The organism is Roseobacter sp. OBYS 0001 (assembly GCF_019654895.1).
Classification (GTDB): Bacteria; Pseudomonadota; Alphaproteobacteria; order Rhodobacterales; family Rhodobacteraceae; genus Roseobacter; species Roseobacter litoralis.
Genome location: NZ_BPES01000005.1, coordinates 91,573 through 108,448 on the forward strand (window position 1 = coordinate 91,573; position 16,876 = coordinate 108,448).

The following is a 16,876-nucleotide window of genomic DNA, read 5'->3' on the forward strand; positions in this document are numbered from 1 at the left end:
CTGATATGATGTTCTACGTGAAATGGGTTTTTATTCTGGTCTTTTGGGGCCTCATTGGATCCTTCCTGCATTATACCCTGCCTCAGGTGGATATCGTACGCATCACGGACACCTATGAAAAACGTGAAACACCCGGAACCAACAGCATATTCTGGTCGCGTGGCGGCGCGGGCACCGGAGAAGATGCAACCGGGCGCGACGTATTCTTCATTCAAACACGCATGGTGAATGACCGGATCATGGTTTATCGGAATGAGGATACGGGATGGAGTTGGCCGCCCTATTTGAAATTCGATACATCAAACCTTCAGGCAGAGGCCGCAGACCTGCGTTCAACTTCCGGGGACCCGCAATATGCGGCAGTGCGCCACTATGGCTGGCGGATCGAATTCCTGTCTGTTTTCCCCAATGCCGTGTCTGTTTGGCCTGTTGACGGGCCTGATGCCAGTAAACCCTTGCCTTGGGTGAACGGCATTATTCTTGCCATCCTTGGCTTTTTTGGCTTCGCCATCTGGAGACGCTGGCGGCGGTTTCGTGAGGCGCGCATCGACCCGAAGCTCGAAGAGCTTCAGGACAGTTGGGAAGCGACCGAAGACGCCATGGCCGAGAAACGCAGCAGGTTGCGGCGGTGGTGGGCCATGCGGGCCAGTCGGTAAACCTGCAGCGGATCGTTATTCTGCTTTGGCGACCATGCGGCCCATATGACGCGCACCCAAAATATGCACGTGCAGGTGCGGCACTTCCTGCACACCGTGCTCTCCCGCATTTGAAATAAGACGGTATCCATCCCCGGTATTCAGACTGACGCCTTCCATTTCGCAGACCTTTCCTATGGTGCGCGTATAATCGACGATCTCCGCGTCTGACGCCTCGCTGGCGAAGTGATCGTAGCTTACATAGGCCCCTTTCGGGATAATAAGCACATGCGTCGGGGCCTGCGGGTAAAGGTCACGAAAGGCGAGGCTGTGCTCGGTTTCAAGCACTGTTGTGTTGGGAATTTCGCCGCGCAGGATTTTGGCAAAGATGTTCTGGTCGTCGTAAGAATAGCTCATGGGTCTCTTTCGATCTGAAAACAGTGTTTCATCCTGTGCAATATCGCAGGCAATAGCCCGAGGAACAGGGGAAACTGCGTCAGGGTGGCCTCGATATCTGATCTGATCACCATTTCTGCGCATCTGACAGGGGTTTTTATGCCCGCAACGCTGCTTGCGTCTCGTCGCAATCGTATGCGTAGAGTCACGGCGTTACATCATCCATGGCGAAACACATAGATGGGGGTCTCGTCCAAGCGGCATAAAACCCAAGACGCGTAGACCCGTAGGTGTCACTGAATTATCCTGCGGAGCGGCCTGACGCGACTGATGTCATTTACTTGCACCAAGACACCAAACTGCCTACATCACGGTCATGTCACAGGTGAAATCATCCTCCAAATCTGACCCGAACTACAAGGTTGTCGCTGAGAATCGCCGCGCGCGGTTTGACTACGCCATCGAAAGCGATGTGGAGTGTGGCATCATATTGGAAGGCTCCGAGGTTAAATCCCTGCGCGAGGGGGGTGCCAACATCGCGGAAAGCTATGCAGCTGTCGAGGACGGTGAGCTATGGCTCGTCAACAGCTATGTTGCCCCCTACAAACAGGCCAAAACCTTTCAGCATGAGGAACGTCGTCGCCGCAAGCTGCTGATCAGCCGCAAGCAGATGGCGGATTTCTGGAATGCCACGCAGCGCAAAGGCATGACGCTGGTGCCGCTGGTGCTCTACTTCAATCACCGGGGCATGGCCAAGATCAAGATCGGCGTCGCCAAGGGTAAAAAGCTGCATGACAAACGCGAAACAGCTGCCAAACGCGACTGGTCGCGGCAAAAGTCCCGCTTGATGAAGGATCACGGCTGAACCGCGCTCTATCTTAGGTGCGCGGGCTTGCCAGTTTAGCCCCGTGGCGTTACCCAGAAATGGTCCTAGAGCGCAGGGGTAAGCTGATGACTGACGATCCGAAAACACTTGTTTCCACCGAATGGCTGGCAGAGCATTTGAAAGACCCTGACCTGCGTATACTGGATGCATCCTGGTATCTTCCCGAGGCCGGGCGGAACGCCAGACAGGAATATGACGAAGGCCACATCCCCGGCGCGCGCTTCTTTGATATCGACGAGATTTCGGACAGCCGCTCTGATCTGCCGCACATGGCGCCGCGCAGCGAGAAATTCACGTCCCGGATGCGCGCACTTGGTGTGGGTGATGGCCATCAGGTGGTTGTCTATGACGGTGCAGGGTTGCTATCGGCGCCGCGGGTGTGGTGGTTATTCCGGCTGATGGGTCAACAGAATGTTGCCGTGCTGGATGGCGGTTTGCCCAAGTGGAAAGCGGAAGGGCACGAAATCGAAGACATGCCTCCGATCGTGCGCGATCGCCATATCACGGTGCGGTTCCAAAACCATCTGGTGCGCGATGTCACGCAGGTGTCGGCTGCGTCCAAAATCAAGGATCACGCCATTGTCGATGCGCGCGCGGGCAACCGGTTCCGCGGCGAAGCGCCTGAACCCCGCGAAGGGCTGCGGGCGGGCCATATTCCCGGCTCGCGATCTCTACCTTACACAACGCTGTTAAATGACGACAAGACGATGAAATCGCCCGAAGAATGCCGCCAGATATTCGAGGCGGCCGGCGTGGATCTGGACAAACCGATCATTACCTCCTGCGGTTCGGGGGTCACAGCGGCCGTTCTTGCGCTGGCTCTTGAGCGGATGGGGCATAAGCACTGGTCTTTGTATGACGGGTCCTGGGCAGAATGGGGGATGTTCCCCACTGTGCCCGTCGCCACGGGAGACGCATGATGTTCGAGACCCTCAAGACGCGCCCTGCTGACGGAATCCTCGCATTGATGCAGATGTACAAGGATGATCCGCGCGACAACAAGATCGACCTTGGCGTCGGCGTCTACAAAGACGCGACGGGCCTCACGCCGATCATGCGTGCGGTCAAGGCTGCCGAACACACCCTGTGGGAAACGCAGGACAGCAAGGTTTACACGGGCCTCGCGGGCGACCCGGCATTTTCGGACGCGATGATCGCCTTGGTGCTGGGCAGTGCTGTGCCGCGCGACACGGTGGCATCCGTGGCGACACCGGGCGGAACAGGTGCTGTGCGACAGGCCTTTGAGCTTATCCGCATGGCGCGGCCGGACGCTCGGGTGTTTGTGTCAGATCCGACATGGCCCAACCACATTTCCATTCTGAACTATCTGGGGATGGACGTGGTGCGCTATCGGCATTTCGACAGTGAGACCCGCGGTGTTGATTTCGACGGCATGATGGCCGACCTCAAGACGGCCCGTGCGGGGGATGTGATCTTGCTGCATGGATGCTGTCACAATCCAACGGGCGCCAATCTCAACCTGACCGAATGGCAGGCTGTGGTCGCGACACTGCTCGAAACGGGCGCGGTCCCAATGATCGACATCGCCTATCAGGGCTTTGGTGAGGGCCTTGAGGAAGACGCAGCCGCCACGCGTCTTGTTGCATCCTCCGTGCCGGAATGCCTGATCGCGGCCAGTTGTTCCAAGAACTTTGGTATTTACCGTGAGCGCACAGGGCTGCTGATGGCGATCAGTCAGAACACGGCTGCGCGGAAACTGCATCAGGATACGCTTGGATTCCTGAACCGGCAAAACTTCAGCTTTCCGCCCGATCACGGTGCACGCTTGGTGACGATGATCCTGACCGACGATGCGTTGCGCGCCGATTGGCAGGCGGAACTGGAAGACGTGCGCCTGAACATGCTGGGTTTGCGCCAGCAACTGGCGGATGAGTTGCAGCGGCTCTCCGGCTCAAACCGGTTCGGGTTTCTGGCCCAACACCGCGGTATGTTTTCGCGGCTGGGCACTTCTGCGGATAAAGTCGAAACGATGCGCGAGAAGAACGGTATTTATATGGTGGGGGACAGCCGTATGAATATTGCAGGGCTGAACGCACAGACGATTCCGATGCTCGCCAAGGCGATCGTTGATGCAGGTGTTTGAACGCTATAGCGGGCCTGCGGTGGCTAAACTGCCGGATCGGGTGGCAACAGCGTGAACCCGGCGTCATAGCTGCGATCCAGTAGTGCCTGCCGCCGCGCATCCGACCCGCTAGACCCGTTGAGCACCTCAAGGCGGCGCGGGGACAGACCGAAATAGCCGAATGTGCCGTTCATCCAGACGGTTTCCAAGGCTGCTTTATAGCCAGCCGCGTCCATTTCGTCTGACCTTGCGCCCGCAGGAACAAGCAGCACGCCTGTCCGGGGCCTGAGTAGTGACCTGTTGGGATCATCCAGCTGGTCATAGGCCCAGCCCCATGTCCAGACGCGGTCCACCCAACCTTTTATCATCGATGGCATGCCCCACCAGAACAGCGGAAACACAAGGCACAGCGCATCGGCGCGTTCTATGCGGGCTTGTTCGGCCACCACATCTGCCGGGTCCCTTGCCTGTGCGTCTCTTTCGATGTCCTCCATCGACCATAGCGGGTTGAAACCCTCGGCATGCAGATCAGCTAGTTCAACGGTGTGGCCAGCCGCCTGCGCGCCCTCCATGAACCGTTGTGCAACGGCGGCACTAAAGGATGTCGGATTGGGGTGATCTAGAACGGTCAGGACATGCATCGGTGATTTCCACAGTATCTTTCAGCCCAGCCATTTTAAAGACTGATCGTGTGATACTCTGCATGCTCAACCTCGCTTTAGGTCAAGTGCTTTTTTGTGTTTGGTCTAGGGGCCGACCCACCAACATGCGCCGTTATTCTGACCACGGGTTGGGTCGCTGCTTTCTGTGGACATAAAAAAACCCGGGCGTTTGCACGCCCGGGTCATTGCTAACCCTCTGGGGAGGAAGGGGTCAGCCTTTTGCAAACTCAGGGTAGGCTTCCATGCCAAGCTCGGAGACGTCGAGACCGTTGATCTCGTCTTCTTCGCTGACGCGGATACCGATGACTGCCTTCAGGATGAACCAGACGACCAGCGATCCCACAAAGGTGAACACACCGTAGGCAACAATGCCTGTCAGCTGCGTCATCAGGTTGGCGTCGCTGTTGTAGAAAACAACCGCGATCGTGCCCCAGATACCGGCAAACAGGTGAACCGGAATCGCGCCGACAACGTCATCAATCTTGAACTTGTCCAGCATTGGAACCGCAAGAACCACGATGATACCACCAACTGCACCGATCCAAAGCGCGCCAAAGAGCGTTGGGGCCAAGGGTTCGGCTGTGATGGACACCAGACCCGCAAGCGCACCGTTCAGCACCATTGTCAGGTCGGGTTTCTTATACAGCAATTGCGTCATGACCAGTGCGGTGACAGCACCCGCTGCTGCGGCCATATTGGTGTTGGCAAAGATGCGCGATACATCGGAGACATCGCCAACGGTGCCCATGGCAAGTTGCGAGCCACCATTAAATCCGAACCAGCCGAGCCAGAGGATGAACGTACCCAGTGTTGCAAGCGCAAGGTTAGAGCCCGGCATCGGGTTAACGCGACCGTCTTTGTACTTGCCCAACCGTGGCCCGAGTACGATGGCACCAGCCAAGGCAGCCCAGCCTCCGACGGAGTGCACAACTGTGGAGCCCGCGAAGTCAGAGAAACCCATTTCGGACAACCAGCCACCGCCCCACTGCCAGGACCCGGAAATCGGATACATAAAGCCTGTGAGTACGACAACGAATGCCAGAAACGGCCAAAGTTTGATACGTTCTGCCAAAGCGCCGGATACGATGGACGCTGTTGCAGCGACAAACACGAGCTGGAAGAAGAAATCCGACCCGACAGACGCGTAATCAAGCGCTGCATCAGCGGCGGCAACACCGACAGGGTCGAGCACCGTTTGCCCGCCCAGAGCGAAGAACCCATTGAAGTCGCCGGGATACATCGTGTTGAAGCCGACCATCCAATACATGATCGCAGCAATCGAATAGAGCGCGATGTTCTTGGTCATCTGCATGGTGACGTTCTTGGACCGCACAAGCCCGCCTTCGAGCATCGCAAAACCTGCTGCCATGAAAAAGACGAGAAAGCCCGCCATGCAGAACAGCAAAGTGGTCATGATATACGGGCCGATCTCGTCAAAGCCCGGTGCCGCGTCCTGCGCGACTGCCAGCGACGGCAGCGCAATGAGCGCCGCTGCGGTGGCGAATGTCTTAATGTTTGTCATAATACTTATCCCTAAGTTGTCGCAGCTTCAGAGCGCGTCTTCGTTTGTTTCACCGGTCCGCACGCGAACAGCCTGATCGACCCCGAGCACGAAGATTTTCCCGTCTCCGATCTTGCCGGTGTGTGCGGTCTTGGTGATTGTTTCGACGATCTGATCGACGGCCGGTTCCGGCACGACAATCTCGATCTTTACCTTCGGCACGAAATTGACAGCATATTCTGCGCCGCGATATATTTCTGTGTGGCCCGATTGTGAGCCGAAGCCCTTAATCTCAGTGACCATCATGCCACGCACGCCAGCATCGGTGAGCGCCTCGCGCACCTCTTCCAGCTTGAAAGGCTTGATTGTTGCAATGATGAGTTTCACCTCGTGTCCCCTTAACTGTTGCAGGATTCCCTGCGGTGGTTGTGGCGATAGAAAACGACAGGGACACAGGGCATTGGAAGTTTCCGGCATGACATTGCAGCCGCTAATCCGGAAAAACGATTAAAATATAGGCTATCAAATATTTTTGCCTAATAAATAATCAAATAAATGATCAACATGACGTGCCGGAGCGGGTCACAATTTGTGAAAAAGCCGGTTAGAGTGTCGAAAACAACAACGGGCCGGGCAGGTTCTTCATGAGTAATACATCCAAAGGTAAAAAGCCCTTGGTCGCGGATAAACGTTATGTGTCCCGCAAGGCAAAAACGGCGAAACCAAAACCACGGCAGGCAAAGAAAAAGCCGCGCCGTGTGGCCAAGCAACGCGGCGGCATCATCGGGTTTTTCCAACGGATCATCCGGTGGGTGCTTCGGCTGATCTGGCGCATTACGTGGCGTGTTGGGTTCGTCACGGGGCTCGTGCTTGCCTTGGTGGTTGGCTATTATTACACCACGCTGCCGCCAGTCGATCAGTTGCTTGACGCGCGTGCGCGCGGCTCAGTCACGATGCTGGATCAGGACGGTCAGGTATTTGCGTGGCGCGGCGATCAATTCGGCGGCGTGGTGACCGCGCAAACCGTGTCGCCACATCTCAAGAACGCGATTATCGCCACCGAGGACCGCCGTTTTTATCGTCATTTCGGCATCAGCCCGCGTGGCATTGCAAGTGCCGTGCGCATCAACCTGAGCGAGGGGCGTGGGCCGTTGCAAGGTCACGGCGGGTCAACGATCACACAGCAGGTGGCAAAGCTTTTGTGCCTTGGGGTGGCTTTTGACCCCAAAACGCAGACCGAAGCGGAATATGAGCGCGAGTGCCGCCGCGGCACGGTCAAGCGCAAGGCCAGCGAAGCGATCTATGCGCTTGCGATGGAGGCAAAGTACTCCAAGGATGAAATCCTGACCATCTACATGAACCGGGTATTTCTGGGTGCGGGCGCGCGCGGGTTTGAAGCGGCCAGCGAGCGCTATTTTGGCAAGTCGGCTGCAAATGTGGAACCGGCAGAGGCGGCCATGCTGGCAGGCCTTTTGGTGGCACCGACACGTTTTGCGCCCACAAATGATCTGACACGCTCGCAACGGCGGGCAGCGACAATTGTGCGGCTTATGAACGAACAGGGCTATTTGAGCGATGCTGAGGCGCGCAACGCACAGCAGAACCCCGCGCAATTATCGCAAGCCGCTGAGGCGCGTTCAGGTGGGTATTTCGCAGATTGGGTCATGTCCTCTGGCCCGGAGTTCTTTACGCGTAAAACGACGGAAGATGTCATCATCAAGACGACCCTCGATCAGCGCATTCAGCGCAGTGCCGAAGAGGCGTTGAAATGGGTCTTTGAAAACAAGGTGCGCGAAGGCAGCAAGGCGCAGGCGGCCATTGTCGTCATGTCCGCAGATGGTGCGGTGCGTGCCATGGTCGGCGGGCGAAACACGAAAGTGTCGGGCGCCTTTAACCGGGCGGTGCAGGCCAAGCGGCAAACCGGTTCGGCGTTCAAGCCGTTTGTTTATGCCGCAGCGCTGGATCTCGGTTATTCACCGAATGATACCGTTACGGATGAGCCACTTACGATTGATATTCCGGGATCTGGCCCATGGTCGCCGCGCAACTATACGAACAAGTATTACGGCAAAGTCACATTGACCCATGCGCTGCGCGACAGTCTGAACATCCCGGCAGTCAAGGTTTCTGAATTTGTGGGGCGCGACCTTGTGCGACAGGTTGCAAATGGTTTCGGATTGGAGAGCGACCTTGCTGCGGGGCCCGCGCTTGCGTTGGGCGCATCGGAAAGCACGTTGATTGAAATGACGGGGGCCTATGCCGGTATCCTGAACGGCGGCTCATCTGTACAGCCATACGGGTTGGTCGAGCTTCGGCTTATGGGCGATCAGGAGCCGTTGATGGGCACTGGTGGCGGTATTGGTGAACGGATCATTCAGGAACAGGCCGCCCGTCAGATGGTCTATATGATGGAGAAGGTCGTCTCTGAGGGGACCGGGCAGCGTGCAGCCTTTGGCAATTGGCAGCTGGCGGGTAAAACAGGCACGACGCAAGCCGCGCGGGACGCCTGGTTTGTGGGTTTCTCCGCCAAGTACGTGGCCGGTGTCTGGATGGGGTATGATGACAATACGCCGTTGACCGGTGTCACGGGCGGTGGTTTGCCTGCAGAGATCTGGCGTGAGACGATGGCCCGCGTGCATGAGGGGATGCCGCTGACGCCGCTTCCGCTACAGACACCGGGCGATAATGGTCGCACACGCGAGGACGACAGGGATAACAATCGGAACAGCGGCGGGGCCGTCGGCCTGCTGGAAGGTCTGCTGCGCGATATTCTAGGCGGTACTGGCGGCGGCGGGCAGCCGCCGAAAAATGTCAGCGGTTCGGATCGTTGATCGCTGTCCGATTACCCTGCTTTTTTCAGGTCATTGACAACAGCATTGATATCGCCGCCGCGTTTGTCCAGCATTGAACCGATTTCCGTGCGTTCGGTCAGCAAAAGATTGACGCCTTCAATATAAATATTGAAGAACTTGTCACTGCCAGAGCGGTCAGACACATGGAAAGAGACGTCAAACGGGCTTTCTCCGCGCAGGTATGCCTTGGTTTTGACCTCATAGCCGGAGCGGATTTCCTTGACGGATTGAACTTCGACCCGGCCACCGATGAAATCGCGGAAACGCTTGCCGTATTTGCGGGCGATATATCCTTTGAAGGCGTCAGCAAAAGCGCGCTTTTCAGCATTGCTGGCGCTGCGCCCGTCATTGCCCAAGGCGTATTGAGCCATGATGTTGACGTCGGCGTATTTCACAAACAGACGCTCAAGATCACCGAGAATGGCTGCATCAGATTTGCCTGAATTGATGACTGCCTGCAATTGCGCGACAACGTCATCTACGAGGGTGCGGGCCTGCTGTTCGCTCAAGGCGAAGGCCGGTGCCCCCAACAAGCCGAGGAAGCCTGCCGTGGCTGCGAGGAAAGTGCGTCGGGTTGGTTCAAACCGCATGTCTGCTCTCTTTGTTATTCTGCGTAAGGATCAAGATAGGGATCTTCTTCGGCTCCGCCAGAGCTATCAAGCTCAAACCGTCTGTTTTGCAGGTAAACTGATCGCGATTGGGCGTAACTATCGGCACTGTCGTACAGGATAGAATCAATGGTCCCGCTGATCTTGTCGCGGGTATTCAGCCAAGACCCCGCGCGCGCTGTAGGCGGCACATACTGCTCAGGGCTGGTATCAATGGTCGCAAAGGTCAGCGGGTTGGTAAAGAAGTCAGTGACAAAACCGACCGCGTCACGCTGCGTCGACGGCCCAAAGATCGGCAGTTCGATATAAGCACCCTCGCCGACACCCCAAACGGCCAATGTCTCACCGAAATCTGTATCGTGTTCCGGGATGTTCAATTCGCTGGCCGCATCAACGAAGCCCGCAAGTCCAACCGTTGTATTCACCAGGAACCGCGTGGTGGCGAGGCCAGCGCCGCGCAGATCACCCTGCAAGAGGCTATTGACCGCAACACCGGGCATCGACAGGTTTTCGGAAAAATCATTCACCCTGTCGCGTATTTCGACCGGCAAAACCGCCGCATACCCTTTCGAAACTGGACGAACGAGGTTTTTATCGAGACCCTTGTTGAACCGATGAACGGCTCTGTTCTGCGATTCATAGGGATCGTTGATTCCATCGGTGCGCGTTGCCGGATCCTGAGACGTAGCACATGCAGATAGCGCAAGAGCCACCACCATAAACGACATGGGTTTTAAAAACTTCTGAATACGGGCAAAATCTAACAATTGCGGTACCTTATGGTTGTGGTCCGTTCCCACGGAGCTCTGGTCTGTGCGATCCGAATGACACGGTCCTAAAATCTTCGGTGCGTGCGAACGTCGGTCACGGGTTCGGCGCGCAAGTGTACATCCGGCTTACCTACTAAACCGTAAGCGACTTGGCGTCATTCGAAAAACACCTGTGCAAGATGCATGTGTCACCTTGGCGCGTCAACAAGCGCGGCGGGATATTGCCTGACGCTTGCCGGATGTGTCTTTTTGCTCTGCGGGGCGGTGTTTGCGCACTGGTTCTGTACCGTCGTCCGGATGATCACTGTCTTTCGCGGAGTTTGTCGATTTTTGAGGCCAGGGAGCCAAAATTTGACTGGACGCGCCACACGCGGGCCTTAAAAGGTGGGGCTTGGTGCGTTTTGCAGGGTCGCGTCGCCACTGGTCTACCTCATACGATCAGACCCGATAACAGGAGTTTAAAATGAGCTTTACATCCCGACTTGCAGAACTTGGAGTATCTCTTCCAAGTGCGCCAGCACCTGCGGCGAATTATGTGCCCTATGTCAAAACCGGGAACACAGTCTACGTGTCGGGTCAGATCTCAAGCGATTCGCAAGGCATGATCACTGGCAAACTGGGCGAAACCATGGACATCGAGGCGGGTGCCGCGGCGGCGCGCTGCTGTGCGATCAGCCTTTTGGCGCAGGTTCAGGCGGCCTGTGACGGGGATATCGAGCGTTTGGTCCGGGTGGTCAAACTGACGGGCTTTGTGAATTCAACCGCTGATTTTACAGATCAACCCAAAGTCATCAACGGGGCATCCGATTTTCTGGTCGAAGCTCTGGGGGATGCAGGGCGTCATGCGCGCTCAGCGGTTTCGGCGGCGTCTCTGCCTTTTGGTGTCGCGGTAGAAATTGAAGGCATTTTCGAAGTTCAATGACTCCTCTTCTACCTGAGGCGTTTCTTAGGCGTCCTCTTGCCCACCGCGCGCTACACGACATCAAACAGGGCCGTCCGGAAAACAGCCGGGCGGCAATAAAGGCTGCGATTTCTGCCGGTTACGGTATTGAGATCGACATTCAGCTGAGCGCAGATGATCAGGCCATGGTGTTTCATGACTACAATCTGGCGCGCTTGACAGAGGCGCAGGGCCGTGTGCGCGATACCTGTGCTGCCGATTTGCAGAAGACACAGTTGCGCGCGGGTGCAGAAGGCATTCCCGGCTTGCCTGAAGTCCTTGATCTGGTTGCGGGGCAGGTGCCTCTGCTGATTGAGATCAAGGATCAGGATGGGGCAATGGGTCCCTCAATCGGTCCGCTCGAAGCCAGTGTGGCACGGGCTTTGCAAGGGTATGCCGGGCCCGTCGCGCTGATGTCGTTCAATCCCCATTCGGTGGTTCGTTTAGCAGAATTAGCACCGGATATCCCGCGGGGGCTGGTGACGAGTGCCTATAAACCATCGGTACACTTGCATGCGTCAGTGTGTGATACATTGCGCGAGATACCCGATTATGATCGGGCGGCCTGTGCGTTTATCAGCCATGAAAAAGACGACCTTGCCCGCCCGCGTGTGAGCGAATTAAAGGGAAACGGTGCGCGAATCCTATGCTGGACGGTCAGATCGCCCGAGGAAGAAGCGCAAGCGCGCCAGATCGCTGACAATATCACCTTTGAGCAATATCTCGCGCCGATTGCTGCTTGATCAAATTGGCCAGTGCCACACATAACCCTTGTAAGATTGGGATGGGATTATGTCAGAGCAAGCAGTTGAAATTCGGCTGATATCTTCCCTGCGGGAGATTGGCCAAAAAGAGTGGGACGCTTGCGCATGTCCCGAAGAAACTGACGGTGCGCGTGCAATCGACCCCTTCACGACCTATCGCTTTCTCGATGCGTTGGAACAAAGTGGTTCTGTCGGCACCGGCACCGGCTGGCAGCCGCAGTATCTGACCGCTTGGATATCGGGCAAGCTGATTGCGGCGGCCCCGATGTATGCCAAATCGCACAGTCAGGGCGAATATATTTTCGACCACAACTGGGCGCATGCCTATGAACGCGCCGGGGGCAGATATTATCCCAAACTTCAGATCGCGGTGCCGCATACGCCTGCGACGGGGCGACGCTTCCTGATTCGCCCGGGGTTTGAGGAAACCGGCTTTGCAGCGCTCACCCAAGGGGCGGTTGAGTTGGCCACAAACAACCGTGTGTCATCGCTCCACGTGACGTTTTGCACGCCGCAAGAGGCTGAGCGCGGCGCGGAACTGGGGCTGATGCGGCGCAAAACGCAGCAATTTCACTGGCTCAACGATAAATACGCGGATTTTGACGCCTTTCTGGACACGCTCAGCTCGCGCAAGCGCAAAAACATCCGCAAGGAACGCGCAAAAGCGCAGGCGTTCGGTGGCACTATTCAAATGTTCACAGGTGATGAATTGCAGCCAGAGCAGTGGGATGCGTTCTGGGCGTTTTATCAGGATACCGGCGCGCGCAAATGGGGCACGCCTTATTTGACCCGCGCGTTTTTCGATGTCGCGCAAGAGACCTTGCGGGACGATATGGCCCTTGTTTTGGCGGAGCGGGACGGGCGTTGGGTTGCTGGTGCTTTGAATTTCATTGGCGCAAACACCCTGTTCGGTCGGTATTGGGGCTGCACCGAACACCACCCGTTCCTGCATTTTGAATTGTGCTATTATCAGGCGATGGATATTGCCATTTCGCTTGGTCTTGATCGCGTGGAGGCGGGCGCACAGGGCGAGCATAAACTGGCCCGCGGTTACTTGCCGACTCCAACTTGGTCATTGCATTGGGTTGCTGATCCGGGTTTTAGAGACGCGATTGATCAATATCTGACGGCTGAGCGCGAGGCCGTGGATCAGGAAATCAGCGTGCTGACCACCTACGGTCCCTTCAAGCGCGCCAAAGTTGAGGAACAGGAATGACAGAAAAGCTAAGCACCGAAACGCGCGGCCCTTTGCTGGAGCCGCTTTTTGCCTCAGGCTGGGAAATGGTCGACGAACGGGATGCGATTACAAAGACTTTTGTTTTCGAAAATTTCGTCGATGCCTTTGGCTGGATGACACGCGTTGCGATCTGGGCTGAAAAATGGAACCACCATCCTGAGTGGGACAATGTTTACAAAACGGTGAATGTGGTGTTGACCACACACGATGTAGGCGGGCTGAGCACTTTGGATGCAAAACTGGCTCGTAAAATGGATAGTCTGACAGGATAAGGTAAGATGCAGGGATTATTGCAAACTGAAGTATGGCAGGGAAAGACGGTCGCAGATCTGCTTTCGATAGAATTTTTGATGTCTGCGGTCGGATCTGTCGTGGCGGCCATTGCGATACTGATCCTCGGCTGGATCATTTCGGCCTGGCTTCAGGGGCGGGTCCGTGCGCTTGGGCGCAAGCATAAGAATCTTGATGATATGTTGTTCGACTTTCTGTCGGCCATTGTCAGGTATCTGGTGCTCGGCTTTGCAATCCTATTTGTCCTGAACACCTTTGGCGTCCAGACCACGTCGGTGGTTGCGGTTATCGGTGCAGCCGGTCTTGCCGTTGGTCTGGCCTTGCAGGGCACTTTGTCCAACATCGCGGCGGGCGTGATGCTGATCCTGTTCAGGCCGATCAAACTGGGTGACTTTGTCGATGTCGGCGGGACAATGGGCACGGTTCAATCCCTGACCCTGAACTTTACCGAACTCGCAGACCTCAGCAATGCGCAGGTTATCATCCCCAACGCACAGGTTTGGGGCAATGTGATCACGAATTACTCTGCCAACGCCACGCGCCGCGCTGAATGGACGTTTGGTGTAGGGTACGGCGTGAACCTCGCGGAGGCCGAGAGGATCATTCGCGATACAATCATGGCTGACCCACGTTCCAAAGCCGACCCAGCGCCGTTTATTCAGGTCAACAACCTCGGCGCAAGCTCCGTCGATTTTCTGGTGCGGGTCTGGTGCGATGCGGGTGAATTGTTCGGCTATCAGGCCGATATGAAACGCAAGGTCAAAGAGGCCCTGGATGCTGGCGGCGTGGACATCCCATTCCCCACAACAACCATCGTTCAAGCGGCAGGTTAACGCTGCCACGACATAAAGCAGCCCGGGTGACAGATATCGCCCGGGCTGACTTGTTTCTACATGTTCGCCAAAAGCGCCTCACCAGCGGAGACTTCGCAGGTGCCGGGGCTCTCTTCTTCCTGCAGCAAAGTCACCTGGCCGTTCTCAACCAGCATTGCATAGCGTTTGGACCGATCCGTCAGCCCTGCGGGTGGCGCGCTGAAGTCCATGCCAAGCGCTTTGGTGAATGAACTGTCCGCATCGCCTAGCATTGTAATGCCTGCTGCCGTGGCGCCAGTCGCTTCGCCCCATGCCTGCATGACGAAAGGGTCGTTCACCGAAACACAGATGATCTCCTCCACGCCCTTGGCGTCGAACTGTGCTTTCGTGCGCACGAAGCTTGGAACATGTGCGGAATGGCACGTGGGCGTGAACGCGCCCGGCACTGCAAAGATTACAACCTTACGGTTGTTGGTTTTCTCGGCCATTGAGACAGGCGCTGGTCCCTCCGCGCCCATGTGCACCAGAGTTGCGTCGGGAAGTTGATCGCCTTGCGAAATTGTCATGTGCTAAGCCTTTCAGGTATTTGCGTTTGGTCTTGGCAAAGATATAGGGTGCGGCGTCTTGGGCGACCAGTAGTTTCCGATAGGGGGAGAGTAATATGAGCCATGTCGTGGTTATAGGAGCGGGCCAAGCGGGATCGTCCTGCGTGGCCAAGCTGCGCAACAGCGGGTTCGACGGTCAGGTGACCCTGATCGGTGCGGAAGCGGTTGCACCCTATCAACGCCCGCCCTTGTCCAAGGCCTATTTGATGGGCGAGATGGCGCTTGAGCGTCTGTTCCTGCGGCCGGAACGGTTTTATGCGGAAAATGACATCGACCTGCGTCTGAACACGGTCGTGGATGCCGTCGATGCCGGTGCGCGCAAGGTCCATCTGGCAGGCGAAACGCTGGACTTCGACGATCTGGTTTTTACCACAGGGTCTACCCCGCGCCGTTTGCCTGCCGCGATTGGCGGCGATCTTGGCCATGTCTTCGTGATGCGTGATCTGGCGGATGCTGATGCGATGACATCGCATTTTCGTGCAGGCGCTCGGGTCTTGATCGTTGGCGGTGGGTACATCGGGCTGGAAGCCGCAGCGGTGGCGTCCAAATTGGGGTTGCGAGTGACCCTCGTTGAAATGTCTGACAGAATTCTGCAACGCGTTGCCGCGCCGGAAACAAGTGATTATTTCCGTACTCTACATACCAGGCACGGCGTCGATCTGCGCGAGGGAATCGGGCTGGAACGGTTGATAGGCGCTGAAACAGTGACCGGTGCCCAATTATCAGACGGCTCGGAAATCGCGGTTGACTACGTGATTGTCGGGGTTGGTATTTCACCGAACACCGGGCTTGCCGAAGCCGCCGGGCTTACCATTGATAACGGGATCGCTACGGATCAGCATGGGTGTACCTCGGCGCCGCATGTCTGGGCGGCGGGGGATTGCGCGTCTTTTCCCTATCAGCAAGGGCGTATCCGGCTCGAAAGCGTGCCGCATGCCATCGATCAGGCGGAAACCGTTGCCGAAAACATCATGGGCGCTGAAAAGGAATACACCGCCAAGCCTTGGTTCTGGTCGGATCAGTACGATGTAAAGCTGCAGATCGCCGGGTTGAATACAGGCTATTCAGATGTTGTCCCGCGCATTGGTGAGGGGCAAACGGCGTCATTCTGGTACTATAAAGGCGACAGGCTTTTGGCTGTGGATGCGATGAACGACCCGCGCGCCTACATGATTGGAAAGCGGTTGATCGAGGCGGGGAAAACGGCGGATCGCACCCTCGTTGCGGACCCATCGGCAGACCTCAAGCCGCTGTTACAGGGGTGAGAATTATCGCAGGCCAGTTTCGCAGCGTCGCGCTTGCCAGCGTGGGCAAAGGTGACGCCGCCGCGCACCTGCGCCCAACGACGGACCGCGTGCGCGAAAGCCTGTTTAATGTTCTTTCCCATCACGATGTGATCGACGGCGCGCGTGTGCTCGACCTGTTTGCAGGGACTGGCGCTTTGGGGCTTGAGGCCCTGTCGCGCGGGGCGGCGCATGTGAGTTTCGTGGATGATGGGCGCGTTGCGGGGCGTTTGCTGCGGGAAAACATCCGTAAATTGCGGGTTGAAGACCTGACGCAGATACACCGCTGCGATGTGCGTCAGTTGCCAGAGTGTAAATCGGCGCCCTTTGATCTGGTGATTCTGGACCCACCCTACGGCAAGGGCCTTGGCGCGGCCGCCCTTGCGCGTGCCGAGGCGGGAAATTGGCTGTCACCGGATGCGTTCGTGGTCTGGGAAGAGGCCAGCACGATGCCGCCGCCCGCAGGATATACCGAGGTCGATCACAGGAAATACGGCGACACACATATCACCTTGTTGTCGAAAACCGCCCCATGATGTGCTAGGCTGCGA

The 16,876-nt window shown here is 56.8% G+C and carries 19 protein-coding genes; 12 read left to right on the forward strand and 7 right to left on the reverse strand.

The features are described from left to right. Window positions 1–8 precede the first annotated feature (8 nt). Window positions 9–656: a DUF1523 family protein gene (locus K5Q35_RS12325; protein WP_044025492.1), complete on the forward strand. Its 648-nt coding sequence runs from the start codon at window positions 9–11 to the stop codon at window positions 654–656. Window positions 657–671: 15 nt separating this feature from the next. Here K5Q35_RS12325 and K5Q35_RS12330 read toward each other — a convergent pair whose 3' ends face one another. After that, the gene (locus K5Q35_RS12330) at window positions 672–1,052 is read right to left on the reverse strand and encodes an HIT domain-containing protein (RefSeq protein ID WP_013960119.1); all 381 of its coding nucleotides are present in this window, start codon (window positions 1,050–1,052) and stop codon (window positions 672–674) included. A gap of 355 nt (window positions 1,053–1,407) precedes the next feature. Here K5Q35_RS12330 and smpB point away from each other — a divergent pair, with 355 nt between their 5' ends. From smpB to K5Q35_RS12345, 3 genes are all read left to right on the forward strand, one after another. Further along, window positions 1,408–1,896, forward strand: coding sequence for an SsrA-binding protein SmpB (gene smpB, locus K5Q35_RS12335; protein ID WP_013960120.1), 489 nt, complete (start codon window positions 1,408–1,410; stop codon window positions 1,894–1,896). Window positions 1,897–1,982: 86 nt separating this feature from the next. Continuing rightward, complete coding sequence (gene sseA / locus K5Q35_RS12340) at window positions 1,983–2,837, forward strand: 3-mercaptopyruvate sulfurtransferase (protein ID WP_013960121.1); 855 nt, start codon at window positions 1,983–1,985, stop codon at window positions 2,835–2,837. After that, window positions 2,837–4,021, forward strand: coding sequence for an amino acid aminotransferase (locus K5Q35_RS12345; protein ID WP_220799774.1), 1,185 nt, complete (start codon window positions 2,837–2,839; stop codon window positions 4,019–4,021). Before sseA ends, K5Q35_RS12345 begins: the two co-directional genes overlap by 1 nt. 23 nt (window positions 4,022–4,044) lie before the next feature. On the opposite strand, the gene K5Q35_RS12350 is transcribed toward K5Q35_RS12345, so the two are convergent. The 3 genes from K5Q35_RS12350 to K5Q35_RS12360 form a co-directional block, all read right to left on the reverse strand. Continuing rightward, window positions 4,045–4,641: an NAD(P)H-dependent oxidoreductase gene (locus K5Q35_RS12350; RefSeq protein WP_220799775.1), complete on the reverse strand. Its 597-nt coding sequence runs from the start codon at window positions 4,639–4,641 to the stop codon at window positions 4,045–4,047. 232 nt (window positions 4,642–4,873) lie between these two features. After that, a complete protein-coding gene (locus tag K5Q35_RS12355) occupies window positions 4,874–6,184 on the reverse strand; it encodes an ammonium transporter (protein WP_013960124.1) in 1,311 nt (436 codons plus the stop codon). 27 nt (window positions 6,185–6,211) lie between these two features. Continuing rightward, the gene (locus tag K5Q35_RS12360) at window positions 6,212–6,550 is read right to left on the reverse strand and encodes a P-II family nitrogen regulator (RefSeq protein WP_013960125.1); all 339 of its coding nucleotides are present in this window, start codon (window positions 6,548–6,550) and stop codon (window positions 6,212–6,214) included. A gap of 257 nt (window positions 6,551–6,807) precedes the next feature. On the opposite strand from K5Q35_RS12360, the gene K5Q35_RS12365 reads away from it, so the two are divergent. After that, window positions 6,808–8,994, forward strand: coding sequence for a transglycosylase domain-containing protein (locus K5Q35_RS12365; protein WP_220799776.1), 2,187 nt, complete (start codon window positions 6,808–6,810; stop codon window positions 8,992–8,994). Window positions 8,995–9,005: 11 nt separating this feature from the next. Here K5Q35_RS12365 and K5Q35_RS12370 read toward each other — a convergent pair whose 3' ends face one another. Together K5Q35_RS12370 and K5Q35_RS12375 are read right to left on the reverse strand one after the other, a co-directional pair. Continuing rightward, a complete protein-coding gene (locus K5Q35_RS12370; RefSeq protein WP_220799777.1) occupies window positions 9,006–9,605 on the reverse strand; it encodes a phospholipid-binding protein MlaC in 600 nt (199 codons plus the stop codon). Between the two features lie 14 nt (window positions 9,606–9,619). Beyond that, the gene (locus K5Q35_RS12375) at window positions 9,620–10,351 is read right to left on the reverse strand and encodes a VacJ family lipoprotein (RefSeq protein ID WP_044025154.1); all 732 of its coding nucleotides are present in this window, start codon (window positions 10,349–10,351) and stop codon (window positions 9,620–9,622) included. Between the two features lie 505 nt (window positions 10,352–10,856). Here K5Q35_RS12375 and K5Q35_RS12380 point away from each other — a divergent pair. Genes K5Q35_RS12380 through K5Q35_RS12400 form a run of 5 tightly spaced genes read left to right on the forward strand, consistent with a single transcriptional unit; the run spans window position 10,857 to window position 14,458 of the window. Continuing rightward, window positions 10,857–11,315: a RidA family protein gene (locus K5Q35_RS12380; RefSeq protein WP_220799778.1), complete on the forward strand. Its 459-nt coding sequence runs from the start codon at window positions 10,857–10,859 to the stop codon at window positions 11,313–11,315. After that, window positions 11,312–12,076 (forward strand): glycerophosphodiester phosphodiesterase family protein, encoded by a 765-nt coding sequence (locus tag K5Q35_RS12385; protein WP_220799779.1) that lies wholly within the window; start codon window positions 11,312–11,314, stop codon window positions 12,074–12,076. The genes K5Q35_RS12380 and K5Q35_RS12385 overlap by 4 nt, the downstream gene beginning before the upstream one ends. Before the next feature lie 49 nt (window positions 12,077–12,125). Beyond that, the gene (locus tag K5Q35_RS12390) at window positions 12,126–13,313 is read left to right on the forward strand and encodes a GNAT family N-acetyltransferase (RefSeq protein ID WP_220799780.1); all 1,188 of its coding nucleotides are present in this window, start codon (window positions 12,126–12,128) and stop codon (window positions 13,311–13,313) included. Further along, window positions 13,310–13,606, forward strand: coding sequence for a 4a-hydroxytetrahydrobiopterin dehydratase (locus K5Q35_RS12395; RefSeq protein WP_013960133.1), 297 nt, complete (start codon window positions 13,310–13,312; stop codon window positions 13,604–13,606). The genes K5Q35_RS12390 and K5Q35_RS12395 overlap by 4 nt, the downstream gene beginning before the upstream one ends. 6 nt (window positions 13,607–13,612) lie before the next feature. After that, window positions 13,613–14,458 carry a mechanosensitive ion channel family protein gene (locus K5Q35_RS12400; protein ID WP_220799781.1) on the forward strand — a complete coding sequence of 282 codons (846 nt, stop codon included), beginning with the start codon at window positions 13,613–13,615 and terminating at the stop codon, window positions 14,456–14,458. A gap of 56 nt (window positions 14,459–14,514) precedes the next feature. Here the strand turns inward: K5Q35_RS12400 and K5Q35_RS12405 are convergent, their stop codons facing one another. Further along, entirely contained in the window at window positions 14,515–15,003 is a 489-nt protein-coding gene (locus K5Q35_RS12405) for a peroxiredoxin (RefSeq protein WP_220799782.1), read from the reverse strand. A 95-nt stretch (window positions 15,004–15,098) separates the two neighbouring features. Here K5Q35_RS12405 and K5Q35_RS12410 point away from each other — a divergent pair, with 95 nt between their 5' ends. Continuing rightward, window positions 15,099–16,307: an NAD(P)/FAD-dependent oxidoreductase gene (locus K5Q35_RS12410; protein WP_220799783.1), complete on the forward strand. Its 1,209-nt coding sequence runs from the start codon at window positions 15,099–15,101 to the stop codon at window positions 16,305–16,307. After that, window positions 16,304–16,861 carry a 16S rRNA (guanine(966)-N(2))-methyltransferase RsmD gene (gene rsmD / locus K5Q35_RS12415; protein ID WP_220799784.1) on the forward strand — a complete coding sequence of 186 codons (558 nt, stop codon included), beginning with the start codon at window positions 16,304–16,306 and terminating at the stop codon, window positions 16,859–16,861. Before K5Q35_RS12410 ends, rsmD begins: the two co-directional genes overlap by 4 nt. Window positions 16,862–16,876: the final 15 nt, after the last annotated feature.

What these genes read in the sequence shown, in the direction of transcription:
- K5Q35_RS12380 (WP_220799778.1), top strand. Translation starts at nt 10,857, where the DNA reads ATGAGCTTTACATCCCGACTTGCAGAACTTGGAGTATCTCTTCCAAGT.
- sseA (WP_013960121.1), top strand. Translation starts at nt 1,983, where the DNA reads ATGACTGACGATCCGAAAACACTTGTTTCCACCGAATGGCTGGCAGAG.
- K5Q35_RS12390 (WP_220799780.1), top strand. Translation starts at nt 12,126, where the DNA reads ATGTCAGAGCAAGCAGTTGAAATTCGGCTGATATCTTCCCTGCGGGAG.
- K5Q35_RS12330 (WP_013960119.1), bottom strand. Translation starts at nt 1,052, where the DNA reads ATGAGCTATTCTTACGACGACCAGAACATCTTTGCCAAAATCCTGCGC.
- K5Q35_RS12395 (WP_013960133.1), top strand. Translation starts at nt 13,310, where the DNA reads ATGACAGAAAAGCTAAGCACCGAAACGCGCGGCCCTTTGCTGGAGCCG.
- smpB (WP_013960120.1), top strand. Translation starts at nt 1,408, where the DNA reads ATGTCACAGGTGAAATCATCCTCCAAATCTGACCCGAACTACAAGGTT.
- K5Q35_RS12365 (WP_220799776.1), top strand. Translation starts at nt 6,808, where the DNA reads ATGAGTAATACATCCAAAGGTAAAAAGCCCTTGGTCGCGGATAAACGT.
- K5Q35_RS12385 (WP_220799779.1), top strand. Translation starts at nt 11,312, where the DNA reads ATGACTCCTCTTCTACCTGAGGCGTTTCTTAGGCGTCCTCTTGCCCAC.
- K5Q35_RS12405 (WP_220799782.1), bottom strand. Translation starts at nt 15,003, where the DNA reads ATGACAATTTCGCAAGGCGATCAACTTCCCGACGCAACTCTGGTGCAC.
- K5Q35_RS12345 (WP_220799774.1), top strand. Translation starts at nt 2,837, where the DNA reads ATGTTCGAGACCCTCAAGACGCGCCCTGCTGACGGAATCCTCGCATTG.
- K5Q35_RS12350 (WP_220799775.1), bottom strand. Translation starts at nt 4,641, where the DNA reads ATGCATGTCCTGACCGTTCTAGATCACCCCAATCCGACATCCTTTAGT.
- K5Q35_RS12400 (WP_220799781.1), top strand. Translation starts at nt 13,613, where the DNA reads ATGCAGGGATTATTGCAAACTGAAGTATGGCAGGGAAAGACGGTCGCA.
- K5Q35_RS12355 (WP_013960124.1), bottom strand. Translation starts at nt 6,184, where the DNA reads ATGACAAACATTAAGACATTCGCCACCGCAGCGGCGCTCATTGCGCTG.
- K5Q35_RS12375 (WP_044025154.1), bottom strand. Translation starts at nt 10,351, where the DNA reads ATGTCGTTTATGGTGGTGGCTCTTGCGCTATCTGCATGTGCTACGTCT.
- K5Q35_RS12325 (WP_044025492.1), top strand. Translation starts at nt 9, where the DNA reads ATGTTCTACGTGAAATGGGTTTTTATTCTGGTCTTTTGGGGCCTCATT.
- K5Q35_RS12410 (WP_220799783.1), top strand. Translation starts at nt 15,099, where the DNA reads ATGAGCCATGTCGTGGTTATAGGAGCGGGCCAAGCGGGATCGTCCTGC.
- K5Q35_RS12370 (WP_220799777.1), bottom strand. Translation starts at nt 9,605, where the DNA reads ATGCGGTTTGAACCAACCCGACGCACTTTCCTCGCAGCCACGGCAGGC.